General features: G+C 62.2%; 16 protein-coding genes. 12 read left to right on the top strand and 4 right to left on the bottom strand.

Features of this window, described 5'->3' with window-relative positions; translation table 11 throughout:
• Position 1: 1 nt before the first annotated feature.
• Positions 2 to 1,537: a phospholipase D family protein gene (locus CAF80_RS11130; RefSeq protein WP_139831671.1), complete on the bottom strand. Its 1,536-nt coding sequence runs from the start codon at positions 1,535 to 1,537 to the stop codon at positions 2 to 4.
• A 376-nt stretch (positions 1,538 to 1,913) separates the two neighbouring features.
• Between CAF80_RS11130 and CAF80_RS11135 the strand changes: the two genes are divergently transcribed.
• The 8 genes from CAF80_RS11135 (at position 1,914) to CAF80_RS11170 (ending at position 11,070) form a co-directional block, all read left to right on the top strand.
• Complete coding sequence (locus CAF80_RS11135) at positions 1,914 to 2,576, top strand: DUF1120 domain-containing protein (RefSeq protein WP_039765227.1); 663 nt, start codon at positions 1,914 to 1,916, stop codon at positions 2,574 to 2,576.
• Positions 2,577 to 2,736: 160 nt separating this feature from the next.
• Positions 2,737 to 3,444: a fimbria/pilus chaperone family protein gene (locus CAF80_RS11140; RefSeq protein ID WP_081353127.1), complete on the top strand. Its 708-nt coding sequence runs from the start codon at positions 2,737 to 2,739 to the stop codon at positions 3,442 to 3,444.
• Positions 3,444 to 5,867: a fimbria/pilus outer membrane usher protein gene (locus CAF80_RS11145; protein WP_085667344.1), complete on the top strand. Its 2,424-nt coding sequence runs from the start codon at positions 3,444 to 3,446 to the stop codon at positions 5,865 to 5,867. The genes CAF80_RS11140 and CAF80_RS11145 overlap by 1 nt, the downstream gene beginning before the upstream one ends.
• A 13-nt stretch (positions 5,868 to 5,880) precedes the next feature.
• Positions 5,881 to 6,423 (top strand): hypothetical protein, encoded by a 543-nt coding sequence (locus CAF80_RS11150; RefSeq protein ID WP_039765231.1) that lies wholly within the window; start codon positions 5,881 to 5,883, stop codon positions 6,421 to 6,423.
• 220 nt (positions 6,424 to 6,643) lie between these two features.
• A complete protein-coding gene (locus CAF80_RS11155) occupies positions 6,644 to 7,294 on the top strand; it encodes a DUF1120 domain-containing protein (protein WP_039765232.1) in 651 nt (216 codons plus the stop codon).
• Between the two features lie 101 nt (positions 7,295 to 7,395).
• Positions 7,396 to 8,106 (top strand): fimbria/pilus chaperone family protein, encoded by a 711-nt coding sequence (locus tag CAF80_RS11160; RefSeq protein ID WP_085667345.1) that lies wholly within the window; start codon positions 7,396 to 7,398, stop codon positions 8,104 to 8,106.
• Positions 8,106 to 10,529, top strand: coding sequence for a fimbria/pilus outer membrane usher protein (locus CAF80_RS11165; protein WP_085667346.1), 2,424 nt, complete (start codon positions 8,106 to 8,108; stop codon positions 10,527 to 10,529). Before CAF80_RS11160 ends, CAF80_RS11165 begins: the two co-directional genes overlap by 1 nt.
• A 13-nt stretch (positions 10,530 to 10,542) precedes the next feature.
• Positions 10,543 to 11,070: a hypothetical protein gene (locus tag CAF80_RS11170; protein WP_039765235.1), complete on the top strand. Its 528-nt coding sequence runs from the start codon at positions 10,543 to 10,545 to the stop codon at positions 11,068 to 11,070.
• Here CAF80_RS11170 and CAF80_RS11175 read toward each other — a convergent pair.
• On the bottom strand, positions 11,067 to 12,488 hold the full coding sequence (locus tag CAF80_RS11175) for a PLP-dependent aminotransferase family protein (protein WP_039765236.1): 1,422 nt from the start codon (positions 12,486 to 12,488) through the stop codon (positions 11,067 to 11,069). The two genes, CAF80_RS11170 and CAF80_RS11175, sit on opposite strands and share 4 nt — an antisense overlap.
• A 179-nt stretch (positions 12,489 to 12,667) precedes the next feature.
• On the opposite strand from CAF80_RS11175, the gene CAF80_RS11180 reads away from it, so the two are divergent.
• Positions 12,668 to 12,913 (top strand): DUF1127 domain-containing protein, encoded by a 246-nt coding sequence (locus CAF80_RS11180; RefSeq protein WP_039765237.1) that lies wholly within the window; start codon positions 12,668 to 12,670, stop codon positions 12,911 to 12,913.
• A 116-nt stretch (positions 12,914 to 13,029) separates the two neighbouring features.
• Here the strand turns inward: CAF80_RS11180 and CAF80_RS11185 are convergent, their stop codons facing one another.
• Positions 13,030 to 14,340 (bottom strand): FAD-binding oxidoreductase, encoded by a 1,311-nt coding sequence (locus CAF80_RS11185; protein WP_074689992.1) that lies wholly within the window; start codon positions 14,338 to 14,340, stop codon positions 13,030 to 13,032.
• 145 nt (positions 14,341 to 14,485) lie between these two features.
• On the opposite strand from CAF80_RS11185, the gene CAF80_RS11190 reads away from it, so the two are divergent.
• Entirely contained in the window at positions 14,486 to 14,839 is a 354-nt protein-coding gene (locus CAF80_RS11190) for a YkgJ family cysteine cluster protein (protein ID WP_007954485.1), read from the top strand.
• A 114-nt stretch (positions 14,840 to 14,953) separates the two neighbouring features.
• Here the strand turns inward: CAF80_RS11190 and CAF80_RS11195 are convergent, their stop codons facing one another.
• On the bottom strand, positions 14,954 to 15,442 hold the full coding sequence (locus CAF80_RS11195; protein WP_003177284.1) for an Lrp/AsnC ligand binding domain-containing protein: 489 nt from the start codon (positions 15,440 to 15,442) through the stop codon (positions 14,954 to 14,956).
• Between the two features lie 154 nt (positions 15,443 to 15,596).
• On the opposite strand from CAF80_RS11195, the gene dadA reads away from it, so the two are divergent.
• Together dadA and CAF80_RS11205 are read left to right on the top strand one after the other, a co-directional pair.
• Positions 15,597 to 16,901: a D-amino acid dehydrogenase gene (gene dadA, locus CAF80_RS11200; protein ID WP_074689994.1), complete on the top strand. Its 1,305-nt coding sequence runs from the start codon at positions 15,597 to 15,599 to the stop codon at positions 16,899 to 16,901.
• Positions 16,873 to 17,226, top strand: a complete 354-nt coding sequence (locus CAF80_RS11205) for a RidA family protein (RefSeq protein ID WP_039765240.1) — start codon at positions 16,873 to 16,875, stop codon at positions 17,224 to 17,226. Before dadA ends, CAF80_RS11205 begins: the two co-directional genes overlap by 29 nt.
• The last annotated feature ends 43 nt before the right edge of the window (positions 17,227 to 17,269 follow it).

Here is a 17,269-nt window from a genome sequence, read left to right on the forward strand (position 1 = left end):
GCTACAGCATCCGCTCCAGTCCCACGGTGGTGCTGAACCACGCATTGAAGCGCCGCCACCAGTTGCCGGGCTCCTTGGTCAGCGTGTGCATCTGGCCATTGTCCTCGGTGACCCACACCACTTTTCCGTCCTGCAGTTTCGCTTCGTAGCTGAGCGCCGGCGCCATGCCCTGCAAGGCCAGTTCGCGCACGTGCGCCGCCAGTTCGGGGCTGTCTACCAGCACCCCGACTTCGGTGTTCCACAGCACCGAGCGCGGGTCGAAATTGAACGAGCCGATGAACGATTTTTTGCCGTCGAAGATCATCGCCTTGCTGTGCAGGCTCGAATCCGAGCCGCGATAGGACTTGCTGTAAAACAGGTGCGGGCCGCTGCCGTCGTTATCCCCAGGCTGGCGCCGCAGCTCAAACAGCTTCACGCCATGTTCCAGCAACGCCTTGCGATACGGCGCATAACCGCCGTGCACCGCCGGCACGTCGGTGGCTTCCAGCGAGTTGGTCAGCAGGCTTACCGACACGCCCGCATCGGCGCGGCCGGTCAGGTAGACCAGCCCCGGTTGTCCCGGCACGAAGTACGCAGAAATCATCACCAGTTCTTTGCTGACACCGGTGAGCTCCGGCGCCAGTTGGGTCGTCAGCAGCAATTGCGGATCGGGTTCGCCCTTGGCCAGCACCTTGCTCGGCGCATCCCACAACGCCTGATTCCAGGCCCAGATCAGCTCCCGGCGCCAGACGTCCATGCGCGGAGCGGTGCGGTAAGTCATCAACTGCTGATACAGCGCGTGATTCTGTTTGCGGGTCTCTTCCAGGGATTCTTCCAGGCGCGTGCGGGTGTTCTGCAGGTCTTTGGCCGTGGGTTTGCTGGAGAGGAATTCGTCGATCGGCTTGCTCAGGGCACTGTTCCAGTACTGGTCGAAACTGTGCCCGAGCTGTTCGGCGACCGGCCCGACACTGAGCATGTCGATGTCGGTGAAGTTCAGGTTGGGCTCGGCATCGAAGTATTCATCGCCCAGATTGCGCCCGCCGACGATGGCCACACTGTTGTCCGCCAGCCACAACTTGTTGTGCATGCGCCGATGTTGCAGCGACAGGTTGAACAGCCGCCCGGCCGCACGGGTCACGCCGGTGCTGCGCCCCAGGTGCAGCGGATTGAACAGACGGATCTGGATCTGTGGATGCGCCGCCAGTGTGGCGATGATGAGGTCGAGACCGTCGCTGGTGGTGTCGTCCAGCAGGATCCGCACCCGCACGCCACGGTCGGCAGCCTTCAACAATTCTTCCACCAGCATTCGGGTGCTGATGCCGTCATGGACGATGTAGTACTGCAAGTCGAGACTGCTTTGGGCGTTGCGGATCAGCTCGGCGCGGGCGGTAAAGGCTTCGGTACTGTTGGACAGCAGGCGAAAGCCGGACTGGCCCTTGTAGGGCGCCGCCTGGGCCTGGATCGAACGGCCGAATGCCGATCCGTTGGCTGGCAGGGTCTGGCTGGGTTCTCGTGGAACATCCAGTGAGGCGCACCCGGCGAGCAGCAGGACGAACATCAGTGCAAATGGCAGGGAATGTCTTGAGCTCAAGTCGGATCGTTCCGGGTGTGGGCGAGGTCAGGAGTATGGCACGGCGTACGCAGCGTGTTATCCGTTCGACGGTCAGTCAATCCGAGCCCTGGACCAGAGCGGCTTGTAGCTTATGACTGTCGGGCAAGCGAGAGTTCTTAAACGAATTGACGATTTTTCCGGCTCACATCAGCTACGCCTTGCAGCGATTTTTCCAGTGCTAATCGCGCCGTCGCCTTACATCACTGCCGGGAAACAATTGGAATAATGACAACGCTGATTTTGAGGCAGGAAGTTTCCTGTTTTACAGCAGAAGAAGCGCAGCTGGCTGTCATCTTTCGATTCTTATGGAGTGAGAATTTTCATGCGCAAGACCTTTCGTGCAATTGCTGTCGCAAGCGCCCTGTCACCGGCCTGGGTCATGGCCGACAGCGCGGATCTGACGATCACGGGCACCATTGTTCCGACCTCCTGTACACCGGCCTTCGCCGGCGGCAATACCGTTGATCTGGGAGACATTTCCGCCGGTTCGCTGAACCGGGATCGCCAGACCGAACTGCAGAACCGCAACATCACGCTGAGCGTCAGTTGCTCCGCAGCCGCCCCCATGGCGATCAAAGTGCATGACAATCAGTCTCATACGCAGCGGCCCGGGATTGTCATCGATGGCTACGACTGGGCCATGTACATTTACGGAATCGGTGAAGTGGCCGGGGCGAAGATCGGTGGCTACGGCCTGCGGTTCGGCACACCCACCGTCGACGGTCAGCCGTCGATGGTCATGTACAAGCAGGGCGACATGGCCAACTGGGACTCTCCCGAAACGGCAACGCTGGTCGGGAAAAACGCCGAAGGCGGCAACCTTCGGTACTCGTGGGGTGCTTCGCTGGCGGCAGGTCCGACGCCGGGCATTGTCCACACGTTCCCCATGACCCTGGTTCCCGTCATCGGCCCGTCGTCGAGCCTGCCGATCACCTCCGAGTTCGCACTCAACGGGTCGGCTACGTTCGAGTTGCTTTACCTCTGAGGGAATGCGGGTGGTTGTGCCGGGTTTGAGGCGCAACAGGGTTTTGCAGTGACTGCCGACAGGCTCGGCCTTTGTGTGGCCTGTCATTTCCTATCAACCTGATCGGCTGGCTCGTGGCCTGGCGGTGCTGCCGGCTGCGCGCTTGTCTGTGGACAACGACATGAACGGCTTCATGCGCAGCGCCATCATGAGTGTGCTGTTGGTGGTTTTATCGGAGCCCGGCCAGCTCCGGGCGGCGGGGATGGTTCCCGAAACGCCGGTATTGGTGCTCGACGAAGGACTGGGCGAGGCGGGGATCAATGTGTTCAACAGCGAGCCCCATCCGGCGCTGTTGCACACCTCTGTCGAGGACGTGCCGCAAGACACCGAACCCTTGCTTCTTCTGACGCCGCCGGTCGCCCGGGTCGAGCCCGGGGCCACACAGCGCGTGCGATTCATTTTGCGCAGCGCCGCACCGCTGAAGACCGAGCGTCTCAAGCGGGTGGTGTTCGAAGGCATCGCGCCGCAGGATGCGACGGGCAAGGCGCAGGTCAACCTGAGCGTGCGCCAGAACATCCCGGCGATCCTGCGTCCGGCGAAATTGCCGATCGACCGTGAGCCCTGGAAGCATTTGGTCTGGCTACGACAAGGCTCCGAGATAAAGGTCCGCAATCCCAGTCCGTATGTGGTGCGGCTGGGTCATTCGGTGATGTTGTTGCCTGGTGGCAAAGAGATGGATCTGGGGCGTACCTATGTGTTGCCTGGCGAGCAGCTGACCCTGAGCGGGACGGCTGAATCGAGCCGTTCACAGCTCCAGGTGCGACTGTTTCCAGTCACTACGTACGGTTTCGCCATTGCGCATTTCGACGCTCCGTTGGTGACGGATTGATGCAGCGATATTGTCTGGCCGGCGCGGCGCTGATGATCATTCTGAGTGCCGCTCCGATCGCCAGAAGCACCGAGCGTGTGTCCGTGCAGTTCAATCAGGATGTCCTGAAATCCCGCGGGCTGGACCCGCGTCTGGCCGAGTACTTCAGCCAGGCGCCGCGCTTTCGCGAGGGCGAGCAGGCGGTAGCCCTGTCGGTCAACGGCGTTCCCAAGGGGCGGTTGCAGGTCGTATTCGATGCCGAAGGCGAGTTGTGTTTCACGCCGTCACTGCTGGAAAGGGGCGGCATCAGAGCCACCACTCGAATCGAGTCGGCGGGTGGACCGGGATGTGTGCCGTTCGGTCAGTACGTTCCTGACGCGGTAGTGCAAACCGATCCCTCGCAGGGGCATGTCGCACTGCTGGTGCCCACCGATGCGCTGATGCCAGATCGCCCGGTTCGCCGCAGTTTCCTCAACGGGGGCGCGGCAGGCCTGTTCAACTACGACGCCTTGCTGCTTGGCAGTCGGTTCGCCGGCCAGTCCTCGCAGTTCCGCAATCTGAATACCGAGCTTGGGCTGAATGCTGCGGATTGGTCGTTTCGCAGTCGTCAGGTGTACAGCGATTTCGCCGGTCAGGATCGCCTCGAGCACCTGTATGCCTATGCCTCGCACACCTCGGAGCGCTATCGGGTCAACCTGCAATTGGGTCAGTTGAACATGGCTTCCCCGTTGTTTTCCGGCGAGGCCTTCAACGGCTTTCAGGTGCAGCCGGAACTGGCCCTGATGGCGCTGGACGATGACAGCTCCGGTGCGCGGGTAGAAGGGATTGCCTATTCCGCCGCCCGAATCGAAGTTACGCAGAACGGTGCGCTGATCTACACCACGGTGGTGCCCGGCGGCCCGTTCACCCTGGTCGGTTTGCCGTTGCTCAGTCAGAGCGTGGATCTGGAAGTGACGGTGCATGAAGAGGACGGGCAGCAGCGGCGCTTCATTGTGCCGGCGACGCAGTTGCGAGGCGCAATGACGGGGCGGGCGGCCGGTTATGGGCTGGCGGTCGGCCAAGTGCGACGCTATGCCGATGATGATCGTGATGCGCCGTCCTTCGCGGCTGCCAGCAAGGACTGGCGGCTGGGCCAGCGTGGGCAGGTCACGGCCGGTGCCATGCTCGGTACAGGTTATGAGTCGGTGGGCTGGGCGATACAGGGCAGCGTCGGCAATCGACTGGTACTGGGGGGCCGGCAGTTGGTTTCCCGGGCGCAGGATCAGGCTGCATCCGGCACTCAGTTGCAATGGACGGCCAGCGGTCCTCTGAGTGAAAGGCTGTCGGCGAGTGTTGCGCTGACCCGGCAGACTCAGGGGTTTCGCACACTCTCGGATACCACCTGGGACTCGCACAATGATCAGCCGTTTCAGCGGATGCGCAATCAACTGACGGCGAATCTCAGCACCAGCAGCCCGCTGTTCGGTGGTTTTTCCGCCAGCTATTCGCGGTTCTCCCTGTTTGACGGGACGGCCACTTCAAGAGTCGCCCTGGCCTGGTCGCAGAGCATTCGGCGAGCCAGTGTGACATTTACGGTTGAGCGCGATGTCGCGGGGGATTCGAACGATGCTCGCGGTACGGCAGCCTATCTGAGTGTCAGTCTGCCGTTAGGTGTCCGGCAGACGTTGCGCAGCTATGTGCGCAACGACGACGCGGGCGGCACTCGCAGCGGCCTGCGATTCAATGAACAACTGAGCGACACCCTGGCTTACAGCATCGGCGCCGAGCGACCGGATGAAAGTGGCGCCGGATTCAACGGGCGGGTCAATCTGTTGCCCCGCTACAGTCAGATGGACATGGGCTATTCGCGCAGCGGAGCCGGTAACCAGAACTATGACATCGGCCTGCGCGGCGGTGCGTTGCTGCATGGTGAAGGCGTGACCCTGTCGCCTTATCCGCTGCGCGAAACCTTCGCCTTGCTCAAGGCCGGCGACAGTGCGGGAGTCAAGCTCAACACCCCGCGCGGCCCGGTCTGGACCGATTATGCCGGGCACGCCGTGGCGGCGAGTCTGCCGGCGTACAGCAAGGGACGGGTCGAACTCGACACGGCCAGCCTGGGGCGCAATGTCGATGTGCACAACGCTTACCAGGAAGTCGAAGCCGGGCGTGGTGCGGTAGCGCACCTTGCATTCGAGATGGTCACTGCGCGGCGCCTGCTGTTACAGGCGCGCACCGCCGACAACGTGCTTCTGAGCAAGGGTGGAGCGGTTTTCGACGCGCAGGGACAGTACATCACCAACGTGCTGGAAGCCGGCACGATCTTTTTGCCCGATGTCCTGCCCGACACGATTTTGCATGTGGTGCTGCCCGATGGCAGTCGCTGCCGGTTGATCTATTGCATCGACGAACAACCCGACACGCAGTCGCTGTACGAAACGGCACAAGCCACCTGCCAAGCGGTTTAAGGAGTCAGTCACCATGCAGCATTTGAAAACCGGCATGATCGGTCTGGCATTGCTCAGTACCGCATTTATTGCCGATCAGGCACAGGCGCAGTCGGACTGTGCAGTCAGGCTGGGGCAGCCTTCCGTCGATTTTGGAGCGATGACGCGCGGTCAGTTGCTGCAACAGCCCATAGAGAATGACCAGTTGAGTTTCGGGCGCCGCCGGGTGCAGATCACCGTTCAGTGTGAGCGGACAGGACCGTTGCGACTCGACCTGGTCGCGCCAGCAGCGGACGCCGTCGACTATCGTTTTAGCGCCGGGGTGTTGAGGGTTCAAGTGGTGGCTGTCCGGGTGGATGGCAAGGCTGTGCAGTGGCTTGGTTTTGAACCGGGTGCGGCATCCGGTGCGGCTGTCTGGCCCGCCGGGCAAAGCCTGATTCCCGCGCGGGCGGGCGTTGCACTGGAAGGTCAGCGCATGGACGTCGAAGTGGAACTTGAAGGACGGGTAGGGTCAGCGCAGACCCGGGTTGCCGATCTGACCCGGTTCGGGATCGATCTGCGCTTTCAGGCGTACTGAATCTCGGACCCCGGAGACAGGGCGGTTCAAAGCATCCGACCACGGCAGCGTAGGATCCCGCCACCAAGCTCAAATTACCTATTAAACCAGTCGTGATTTCGCTGTTTAAGCGCTCCCGTTTCCTACAGATTTATCTCTCATAAGCCGCAATCATCAGCCCGCTTACTTACATACCAGGTTTGTAGGGAGTGGACAGTCATTTAATGGAAGATTACGGCTTATGAAAAAGACATCCCGTCTTGCGGTACTGGCTGCAGCGTTGCTGCCAGCATGGGCAATGGCAGAAAGCGTTGACCTGAATGTCATCGGTACCATTATTCCGACCTCCTGCATTCCGGCCTTTGCCGGTGGCGGCACGGTGGATCTGCGCAAGATTTCGGCGGCGACGTTGAATCCGACCACTCAGACCCTGTTGGCCGGTCGCGATGTGTCCCTGCACATCAATTGCGATGCACCGGCCCCCGTGGAAGTGTCGGTGCGTGACAACCGGGCCGGCACCAAGTTGCCCGGCATCAGTGATGGTGCCGGTCAGAGTGATCCGGCACTGTTTTTCGGGCTGGGCGAAATCAACGGTACGCCTATTGGTGGTTTCGCCTTGCGCCATGGCATTCCGGAGACCGACGGCAATGCCCAGACGCTGCTGACCCGAACACTGGCGGCCCCGGCATGGCGTGTGCCGACCAGCACACTGGTCAGCAATGCGCCGCAACTGTACTCGTGGGGCGACAATGCCGCGGCCGGTCCGGTTGCGGCTCGTCATCACGGTTTCCCGATGCACCTGCTGCCGATCATCGGCCCAAGCAACGCCCTGCCGATTGCCAACGAAATCCCGCTGGACGGCTCCGTGACGTTCGACATGTTCTACCTCTGATGACAGCGTCCCGGTGTCTCTCAGGCACCGGGACCGGCTGGCACAAGCGAGCGCGGTCCGGCATTTGCCGGGCCGCATCCAGGATTTCACGGATTATCCCGATGCTCATTTCTTTCAAGTCTGCTCTCAAGACTGCAGCGCTGTGCCTGTTCGCATGGCTTTCAGTGCCGCTGGCCCACTCCGCCGGAATGGTTCCGCAGACGCCGGTGCTGTTGGTGGAGGAGGGCATGGGTGAAGCGGTGATGAATGTGCGCAATACCGACACGCGCCCCGCATTGCTGCACACCACCGTCGAGAATATCGAGGACAGCGACGATGTACTGCTGGTCTTTACCCCGCCCATCGCTCGTGTCGAACCGGACGGCATTCAGCAAGTGCGATTCATTCTGCAAAGTCAGCAACCGTTGAAGACTGAACGCCTGAAGCGGGTGATCTTCGAGGGGATCCAGCCGGCCAGTGACGCCGCCGGAGCGCGGGTCACTCTCGGTGTCCGTCAGAACCTGCCGGTGATTCTGCGCCCCGCCGGATTGCCGGTGGAGCGCGAGCCCTGGAAACGGCTGAGCTGGTCAATAGATGCCGCTGGTGTGCAGGTCGTCAATCCGAGCCCCTATGTGGTTCGGCTGGCGAAAACCATTGTGCCTCTGCCGGGCACCCGCACGGTTAACCTGCCGAAGACCTACATCTTGCCCGGCGAGCGCCTGCACGTTGATTTCCCGTTGCACGCCTCGGCTCAGACGATGGCAGTGAGGATTTTTCCGGCCACCACCTACGGCTTTGCGGTCGACCATTACGACGCGCCGGTTACTCGCTGATGAAGGTCTGCGTTCGTTGGGGCGTGTTGCTGCTGGCGGTCAACGGCACGGTGCTGGCGGCCGAGTCACTGGAGTTCGACGCTCAAGTGTTGAGGGAACGCGGCATCGACCCTGCGCTGGCGGCGTACTTTCGGGAGGCGCCGCGCTTCGCCCAAGGCGAGCATTCCGTGGCGCTTGAGGTCAACGGACAGGCCAGAGGCCGTGTGCGGGTGTCGTTCAACGAGCGCGGAGAATTGTGCCTGCAACCCCAATGGCTGAACGCTGCCGGAGTACACCCGCCACCCTCGATGACCAAGTTGCGACCGGAGCAGTGCATGACGTTGGTGGAGGGATTTCCCGAAGCGGTCGCGTATCTGGATCCGGGACGCGAACGGATTGACCTGCTGGTACCGACCGACAGTCTGATGCTGGCGGAGCGTGCGCCAAACAACTTCGCCCATGGTGGTACGGCCGGCGTTTTCAATTACGACGCGTTGATGGTCGGCAGTCAGCATGAAGGCCAACACGACAGGTTTCAAAGCCTGGGCTCAGAGGTCGGCGTAAACGCCGGGGATTGGGTATTGCGCAGTCGGCAGTCTTACACGTCGACCTCCGGCAAGTCGCGGTTCGAGCACCTGTATGCCTACGGTGCGCGAACCCTTGAGGACGCCGAAGCCAGCCTGCAGGTCGGGCAATTGAATCTCGCGTCGACCTTGTTTGCCGGTGAACCATTCAACGGTGTGCAGATCCTGCCGGAAGCGGCATTCACCCAGTTGCGAACGGCGCAGGACGGCGCGCGGGGGCAGGTGGAAGGTGTCGCGTATTCGCCGGCCCGCATCGAAGTCCGGCAGAACGGCGTGATGATCTACACCACCATGGTGCCGAGTGGACCGTTCACGCTGCGAGCGCTGCCGCTGCTGAGCAATCAGATTGATCTGGACGTGACTGTGCACGAGCAGGATGGGCAGGCGCGGCGCTTGCGGGTGCCGGCGGCCAGTCTCCACGAAGCACAATGGGCCGGGCCGAGCGGGTTCAACTTCGCGCTGGGCACGGTGCGACGGCTGGGCTCGGACGACCGACAGACGCCTTCTTTCACGGCGTTCAGCAAGGATTGGGATTGGGGGCAGGCCACCCGTCTCACCGCCGGTGTGCTCGCGGCAACCGACTACCTGTCGACAGGCTGGGGCCTGCAACGACAATGGGCCGGCGGCTACGCACTGGGCGTGAAGCAGGTGCTGTCCGATGACCGCTCCAGTGGCGCGGGAGGCAGCCAGACGCAGCTGACGCTTAGTGCGCCGCTGTCCGAGCACCTGTCGACGAGTCTGGTTGCGGTGCGCCAGAGTCGGAATTTTCGCACGCTGTCAGACACCGGCTGGAATCAGGCGCTTCACCGGGCAGAGTCTCCCGGTCGCGATCACCTGGTGTTTTCTGTCACCGGTTCGGTGGATCAATGGGGTGCATTCGGGGCGACCTGGTCGCGATATTCGACCCAGGGTGAACCGTCGCAGTCGCGTCTTGGCCTGTCCTGGTCGCGTACATTGCCTGAGCGCATCAGCCTTTCGTTGAACCTGGAGCGTGCTATCGGCGATACGGCGCCCGATCGCCTGGGCAATTCCGCTTACCTGACACTGGGAATGGCGCTGGGTGGCCAGCGAAGACTGCGCGGCTATTTGCGCCGTGATGATCGATCCGGCCTGCGTCGGGGCGTGGCCGTCAGCGATGTGCTGGGGGAAAACCTGGCCTACAGCGCCAACGCTGAATACCGCGATGAAGCGGCAGCGAGCTATGGTGTGCGCTTCAATGCCCTGCCGCGCTACACCAGCCTGGACGTTGGTGTCGGCCAGCGATCCGGCGCGACCGATTACGACGTGGGGCTGCGCGGTGGTGTGGTGCTGCATCGCGAGGGCGTAACCTTGTCGCCTTATCCCCTGCGCGACACCTTCGGCGTACTCAAGGCCGGTGATCGATCGGGCGTGAAACTGAACACGCCTCAAGGGCCGGTCTGGACCGATGGCTCGGGCCACGCAGTCGCGGCGAGCCTGCCGGCCTGGTCGACGGCACGGTTGGAAGTCGACCCGCTCAGCCTGTCGCGCAACGTTGAAGTGCTCGACGGGGTGAAGGAAGTGCAGCCCGCCCGTGGTTCGGTGCAGCATCTGGACTTTTCCCTCGTCACCGTCCGGCGATTGTTGCTCAACGCCATGACCGTCGACCGGCAATGGCTGACCAAGGGGTTGAGTGTTCACGATGAGCAGGGCCGCTACCTGACAACGGTCCAGGATGCCGGAACGATTTTTCTGCCCGACGCAAAAGCGGGTCAGCGCCTACATGTGCAGCTCCCTGACAACACGCGGTGCGTGTTGCGTTTCCCGCTTCCCGAATCCCCTGAAGACAGCGCGCTCATCGAGCGGGTCGATGCCACCTGCGCGCCGGCCGAGCTGTCCTGAACGAGTGCATCTGATGAAATTTCTGCCGGTTTGGATCGTGTTGCCGTGTCTGGTATTTCAACAGGCGTTCAGCGCCGAGACGTGTCAGTCGAGTCTGTCGCCCGCGAGCGTGAACCTGGGTAGCGCAACGCGCGCCGACCTGTTGCAACGCACGGCGCTTGATGGCCGGGGCCCGGGCTTTGGTCTGCGCAGCGTGCACTTGCGGGTGCACTGTCCCGACGTGCGCTTGATGCGCTGGGCATTTGTCGCGCCCCCCGCCGATCCGCAACGTTTCCGTTGGGCGGCGGGCACGTTGCAACTGCGTATCGTGGCTGCTCGTGTCGACGGTGCGGCGGTGCACTGGCGCCTGGACAGCGGTCAACCGGTCGAAGGTGATTTCCTGCGACCGGGCATCCACGTTGTTCCATGGCGGGCGGACGCCGGTATACAGGGCAGTCTGCTGGAAGTGGAGCTGGAGCTGGATGCGCGGGTCGATGACGCCTCAAGCCGCCCCGTCGATCCGGTGCGGTTTGAAGGTCAGGGCGCCTTTATGGTGGATTAATCGGCCTCGGCCAACAGCTTGATCGCCGCCGCGCCAACCTTGCGCACCGCTTCTTCGATCAGTGCTGTGGGTTTGGCCGCGTAGTTCATGCGCAGGCAATTGCGGTATTTGCCCGAGGCGGAAAAGATGCTGCCGACGGCAATCTGTACGCCCTGATCGTGCAGCGCACGATTCAGTTTCAGCGTATCGAAACCTTCCGGCAGTTCGACCCAGAGCATGAAGCTGCCCTGCGGGCGGCTGGCGCGGGTGCCGGCCGGGAAGTAGCGCGTCACCCAATCGATCATCACGTCGCGATTGCGCTGGTATTGCGTGCGCATCCGCCGCAAATGCGGTTCGAAGTGCCCGGCCTTGAGAAATTCGGCGATGGCGATCTGCGGTTGCGGTGCCGTGGAGCCAGTGCTGATGTATTTCATGTGCAGCACCCGCTCGAGATAGCGGCCGGGCGCGACCCAGCCAATGCGCAGCCCCGGCGCCAGGGTCTTGGAGAACGAACTGCACAGCAGCACGCGGCCGTCTTCGTCGAAGGATTTGATCGTGCGCGGACGCGGGTAGGTGTAGGCCAGTTCGCCATACACGTCGTCCTCGATGATCGCCACGTCGAAGCGCTGGGCCAGGTTGAGCAGGGCGCGTTTACGCGACTCCGGCATGATGTAGCCAAGCGGGTTGTTGCAGTTGGGCGTGAGCTGGATGACCTTGATCGGCCATTGTTCCAGCGCCAGTTCCAGCGCTTCGAGGCTGATGCCGGTGAGCGGATCGGTGGGGATTTCCAGGGCTTTCATGCCCAGCCCCTTGAGGGTCTGCATCGCGCCGTGAAAGCTTGGCGAGTCCACCGCAACGATGTCGCCGGGTTCGCAGATTGCGTGAATGCTGGTGGACAGCGCTTCGTGGCAACCGGTGGTGACCACCAGATCGCTGGCGCTCAACTGGCAGCCGGAATCGAGCATCAGCCGGGCAATCTGTTCACGCAATTCGAGAGTGCCGTGGATGTTGTCGTAATACAGACCGGGCATGTCCTGACGGCGGCTGATACGGGCCAGTCCGCGCAGCAGCGGTTTCATGGTCGGTGACGAGATGTCCGGCATGCCGCGACCGAGCTGCACAACGTCCTTGCGCGGTACCGCGCGAATCAGTTCCAGCACCTGATCCCACTGGGAAATTTCCACCGGTCGTTGCGCCGGGCGCCCGACCGCCGGCAGTTCCGGCAACTCGCGACCGACCGGCACGAAGTACCCGGACTTGGGTTTCGGCGTGGCCAGGCCGCTGTCTTCCAGCATCCGATAGGCCTGCTGCACCGTGCTCAGGCTGACCCCGTGTTCGACGCTCAAGGCGCGCACCGACGGCAGGCGATCACCAGGACGGTAGAAGCCTTGTTCGATGCGGGTGCCGAGCAGTTCGGCGAGATTCACATAGAGCGTCATGGCACTGCCTCGATGCAGATGATTCGTTAAACCAGTACAGATGCGGCGTAAATCGACAATTCAGTCGCAGAGACAGCAAATCTGTATGGAAATAATACAGATGTGTTGAATCTGTAATGATTTTGCTCGCCCGCGCATCATGGAATCTCTGGCTACCCAAGTAAACAGGAGCAACGAAAATGAACGGCTTGAGCGATGTGCGGCTGACGTTACACAGTCAGGAACTGGAGGCAGGGCAACAGGACAATGCGCGCAACGAGAGCATGTGCAACGCGCCGTCGGGCCTGAGTCGCTGGGACCTGTTCTGGCATCGTCTGCACACGCGCAAGGCGTTGTTGCGCTTGACACCGGAACAGCTCAAGGACATCGGGCTGACCCGCGAGCAGGCGCTGGAGGAAGGGTTGAAGCCGTTCTGGCGGATCTGAGATCTGTATCAGGATCGTTCCCACGCTCTGCGTGGGAACGCCGCCCCGGACGCTCCGCGTCCGCTGTGACGCAGAGCGTCACTGGATGCATTCCCACGCAGAGCGTGGGAACGATCTCAGACCAACTCTTTGAGCCGATGCCACAACATCCCCAACGCCAACAGCGGCGAACGCAGATGCTTGCCGCCGGGGAATGTGATGTGTGGCACTTTGGCGAACAGGTCGAAGCCACCGCTGTGCTGGCCGCTGATAGCCTCGGCCAGCAGCTTGCCCGCCAGGTGCGTGGCATTCACGCCGTGGCCGGAATAGGCCTGGGCGTAATACACGTTCGGCTGCTCCGCGAGCCGGCCAATCTGCGGCAGACGGTTGGCGCCGATACCGATCATCCCGCCCCACTGATAATCGATCTTCGCTGAGGCGAGCTGCGGAAACACTTCGAGCATCTTCGGCCGCATGTACGCGCCGATGTCCTTTGGATCACGCCCCGAATAATGGCAGGCGCCGCCGAACAGCAGACGACGATCTGCCGAGAGCCGGTAGTAATCCAGCGCCACCCGCTGGTCGCAGACCGCCATGTTCTGTGGCAGCAGGGCGTGGGCCTGTTCTTCGCTCAGCGGTTCGGTGGCGATGATGTAGCTGCCGGCCGGCAGTACCTTGCCGCTGAGTTGCGGATTCAGCCCATTGAGATAGGCGTTGCAGCCGAGCACCAGGGTTTTCGCCCGCACCGAACCTTGCGCTGTATGCACCCGGACTTCCGGGCCGTAGTCGATGCGAGTGACCGCCGATTGCTCGAACAGCTTCACCCCCAGTTGCTGCGCTGCTGCGGCTTCGCCGAGTGCCAGGTTCAGTGGGTGCAGATGCCCGGAACCCATGTCGATCAGGCCGCCGACGTAGCGTTTGGAGCCGACCACGGTGTGCATCTCGTTCGCTTGCAGCAGACGGGTTTCGTAGCGGTAACCGAGGCCGCGCAGTTCTTCGGCGTCTTCGGCAAAACCTTCAAGGTCGGAAGGTTTGTTGGCGAGGTCGCAGTAACCCCAGGTCAGGTCGCAGGGGATCTGAAATTTTTCGACGCGCTGGCGGACGATTTCCACCGCTTCCAGGCCCATGAGTTTCATCTGACGTACGCCGTCGGCGCCGATCACGTTGGCGAACTGATCGAGGCCGTGACCGACCCCGCGAATCAGTTGCCCACCGTTGCGACCGCTGGCGCCCCAACCGATCCGGTGCGCTTCCAGCAACACCACGCTCAAGCCCCGTTCAGCCAGTTCCAGCGCGGTGTTCAGCCCGGAAAAACCGCCGCCGACCACGCACACGTCCGCGATCAGTTCACCTTGCAGCACCGGATGATCGGGCTGCGGCAGGCTGCTGGCGGCGTAATAAGAGGCAACGTGGGGTTGGCTCGCGGTGGCGTGGGCGCGGGCATTCATGGGCGTCATCCTGAGCGGGTGTCGAGAAAATTTGACGGAGCATAAGCCGCAGGCCCGAGGCCGGGCAACATTGGTCGGCCCGTGGTGTCTGGATCACGGCTTTTGCGGCACAATTGCCGCCTATTTCGCTCCGGTTACCGCTGCAATGAGCTGCAACAGTCAGAAAATCCGCACCCTGCGTCAGCAGATTCCCACGTTCGAATGCGTGCCGGGCTGTCATGACTGTTGCGGGCCGGTGACCACCTCGCCCGAGGAAATGTCCCGCCTGCCGCGCAAGACCCGCGCCGAGCAGGACGCAGCGATGGAAGAGCTCAACTGTGTGCATTTGGGGCCGAATGGCTGCACGGTGTATGACGAGCGGCCGCTGATCTGCCGGTTGTTCGGCACCACCCAGACCTTGCCGTGCCCCAACGGCCGGCGACCGGTGGAACTGATTCACCCACGGGTCGAGAAGCAGGTGTTCGAGTACATGGCTGAAAACCGGCAAGTGCTGGTCTGACTCTGATCGTTCCCACGCTCTGCGTGGGAATGCAGCCCGGGACGCTCCGCGTCCCTTCCAAAGCCGAACGCGGAGCGTGGGAACGATCCAGTGGGCAGGTACTGGTCTGAGCGATCAGTCCGGAATCGGCAGGCTCAGGCTCTCTTTCACTTCTTCCATCACGATGTAGCTCTTGGATTCGCGCACATGCGGCAGCTTGAGCAGGATGTCGCCCAGCAGCTTGCGGTACGAGGCCATCTCGGAAATCCGCGCCTTCACCAGATAGTCGAAATCCCCTGATACCAGGTGGCACTCCAGCACGTGGGGCAATTTCAGCACCGCACGTCGGAACTCTTCGAAAGTATCGCCGGATTTGTAGTCGAGACTGATCTCGACGAAAACCAGCAGACTACCCTTCAAGTGCTGCGGATTCAGGCGGGCGTTGTAGCCCATGATGATCCCCTCGCGCTCCAGGCGACGCACCCGCTCGGTGCACGGCGTGGTGGAGAGCCCGACCTTCTCGCCTAGTTCGGTGAATGAAATCCGCCCGTCCGCCTGCAGGATCCGCAAGATGTTGCGGTCGATCTTGTCCAGCTCACGTTTGGTCTGAGTGTTGGTACGCATAGGGGATGCGCCTCCGTGAAAAGGGTTTTTGCCGAGAATTGTCGCCAAATATAGGCGCTTATACAGTGAAAAGCACTGGCAAATCTTTTTTACACTGCGCGCATCATTGCTCTAACAACAGACGTACGCGGCACGCCGCGATGAGGGATACAAAATGCGCGTTATGGTCTTGGGTAGCGGCGTCATCGGTACCGCCAGTGCTTACTATCTGGCCCGTGCCGGGTTTGAAGTGGTGGTGGTCGACCGGCAGCCCGCCGCGGCCATGGAGACCAGTTTCGCCAACGCCGGCCAGGTTTCGCCGGGCTACGCCTCGCCGTGGGCTGCGCCGGGCGTGCCGCTCAAGGCCATCAAATGGCTGCTGCAACGCCACGCGCCGCTGGCGATCAAGGCCACCGCCGACATCGACCAGTACCTGTGGATGGCGCAGATGCTGCGCAACTGCACCGCCAATCGTTACGCGGTGAACAAGGAGCGCATGGTGCGTCTGTCCGAGTACAGCCGCGACTGCCTCGACGAACTGCGCGCCGAAACCGGCATCGCCTATGAAGGCCGCAGCCTCGGTACGACCCAGTTGTTCCGCACCCAGGCACAACTGGATAACGCCGCCAAGGACATCGCCGTATTGAAAGAATCCGGCGTGCCGTTCGAAGTCCTCGACCGCGCCGGCATTGCCCGCGTCGAACCGGCGCTGGCGGGTGTCACCGACATCCTCGCCGGTGCCCTGCGCCTGCCGAACGACCAGACTGGCGACTGCCAGATCTTCACCACCCGCCTCGCCGAAATGGCCACCCAACTGGGTGTGGAATTCCGTTTCGGCCAGGATATCCAGCGCCTCGACTTCGCCGGTGACCGCATCAACGGCGTGTGGATCGACGGCAAGCTGGAAACCGCTGACCGCTACGTACTCGCCCTCGGCAGCTACTCGCCGCAACTGCTCAAGCCGCTGGGCATCAAGGCACCGGTTTATCCGTTGAAGGGCTACTCGCTGACTGTGCCGATCACCAACCCGGCGATGGCTCCGACTTCGACCATTCTCGACGAGACTTACAAGGTCGCGATCACCCGTTTCGACAACCGCATCCGCGTCGGCGGCATGGCGGAGATCGCCGGTTTTGACCTGTCGCTGAACCCGCGTCGGCGCGAGACCCTGGAGATGATCGTCAACGACCTTTATCCTCAGGGCGGCAATCTGGCCGAAGCGAGTTTCTGGACCGGCCTGCGCCCAACCACCCCGGATGGCACGCCGATCGTCGGCGCCACCCCGTTCAAGAACCTGTTCCTGAACACCGGTCACGGCACCCTCGGCTGGACCATGGCGTGCGGCTCCGGTCGCTTGCTGGCTGACCTGATGGCGAAGAAAAAGCCACAGATCAGCGCCGAAGGCCTCGATATTTCCCGTTATGGCAACACCACCCAGGAGTCCGCAAAGCATGGCAATCCAGCGCCAGCTCACCAATGAGCGCATGAGTCAGATCGTCAGCCACAACGGTACGGTGTATCTGTCCGGGCAGGTCGGCGATGACTTCAACGCCGGTGTCGAACAGCAGACCCGCGACGTCCTCGCCAACATCGAGCGCCTGCTCGATCTGGCCGGCACCGACAAACAGCATTTGCTGTCGGCGACGATCTACCTGAACGACATCGAGGCGCACTTTGCCGGCATGAATTCGGTGTGGGATCAGTGGCTGCCCAAGGGCGCCGCCCCGGCCCGTGCCACCGTTGAAGCGAAGATGGCCAAGCCGAGCATCCTGGTCGAGATCTCCATCGTCGCCGCGTTGCCGTAACCCGTTGTAAAGATCCCTCTCCCGGTGCTGTTGGCGGTTCACG

This window comes from Pseudomonas sp. B34(2017) (assembly GCF_002112915.1).
GTDB classification, from domain to species: domain Bacteria; phylum Pseudomonadota; class Gammaproteobacteria; order Pseudomonadales; family Pseudomonadaceae; genus Aquipseudomonas; species Aquipseudomonas pharyngis.

Coding starts and splice junctions, on each gene's coding strand:
- CAF80_RS11130 (WP_139831671.1), bottom strand. CDS start 1,537: ATGTTCGTCCTGCTGCTCGCCGGGTGCGCCTCACTGGATGTTCCACGA.
- CAF80_RS11135 (WP_039765227.1), top strand. CDS start 1,914: ATGCGCAAGACCTTTCGTGCAATTGCTGTCGCAAGCGCCCTGTCACCG.
- CAF80_RS11140 (WP_081353127.1), top strand. CDS start 2,737: ATGAACGGCTTCATGCGCAGCGCCATCATGAGTGTGCTGTTGGTGGTT.
- CAF80_RS11145 (WP_085667344.1), top strand. CDS start 3,444: ATGCAGCGATATTGTCTGGCCGGCGCGGCGCTGATGATCATTCTGAGT.
- CAF80_RS11150 (WP_039765231.1), top strand. CDS start 5,881: ATGCAGCATTTGAAAACCGGCATGATCGGTCTGGCATTGCTCAGTACC.
- CAF80_RS11155 (WP_039765232.1), top strand. CDS start 6,644: ATGAAAAAGACATCCCGTCTTGCGGTACTGGCTGCAGCGTTGCTGCCA.
- CAF80_RS11160 (WP_085667345.1), top strand. CDS start 7,396: ATGCTCATTTCTTTCAAGTCTGCTCTCAAGACTGCAGCGCTGTGCCTG.
- CAF80_RS11165 (WP_085667346.1), top strand. CDS start 8,106: ATGAAGGTCTGCGTTCGTTGGGGCGTGTTGCTGCTGGCGGTCAACGGC.
- CAF80_RS11170 (WP_039765235.1), top strand. CDS start 10,543: ATGAAATTTCTGCCGGTTTGGATCGTGTTGCCGTGTCTGGTATTTCAA.
- CAF80_RS11175 (WP_039765236.1), bottom strand. CDS start 12,488: ATGACGCTCTATGTGAATCTCGCCGAACTGCTCGGCACCCGCATCGAA.
- CAF80_RS11180 (WP_039765237.1), top strand. CDS start 12,668: ATGAACGGCTTGAGCGATGTGCGGCTGACGTTACACAGTCAGGAACTG.
- CAF80_RS11185 (WP_074689992.1), bottom strand. CDS start 14,340: ATGAATGCCCGCGCCCACGCCACCGCGAGCCAACCCCACGTTGCCTCT.
- CAF80_RS11190 (WP_007954485.1), top strand. CDS start 14,486: ATGAGCTGCAACAGTCAGAAAATCCGCACCCTGCGTCAGCAGATTCCC.
- CAF80_RS11195 (WP_003177284.1), bottom strand. CDS start 15,442: ATGCGTACCAACACTCAGACCAAACGTGAGCTGGACAAGATCGACCGC.
- dadA (WP_074689994.1), top strand. CDS start 15,597: ATGCGCGTTATGGTCTTGGGTAGCGGCGTCATCGGTACCGCCAGTGCT.
- CAF80_RS11205 (WP_039765240.1), top strand. CDS start 16,873: ATGGCAATCCAGCGCCAGCTCACCAATGAGCGCATGAGTCAGATCGTC.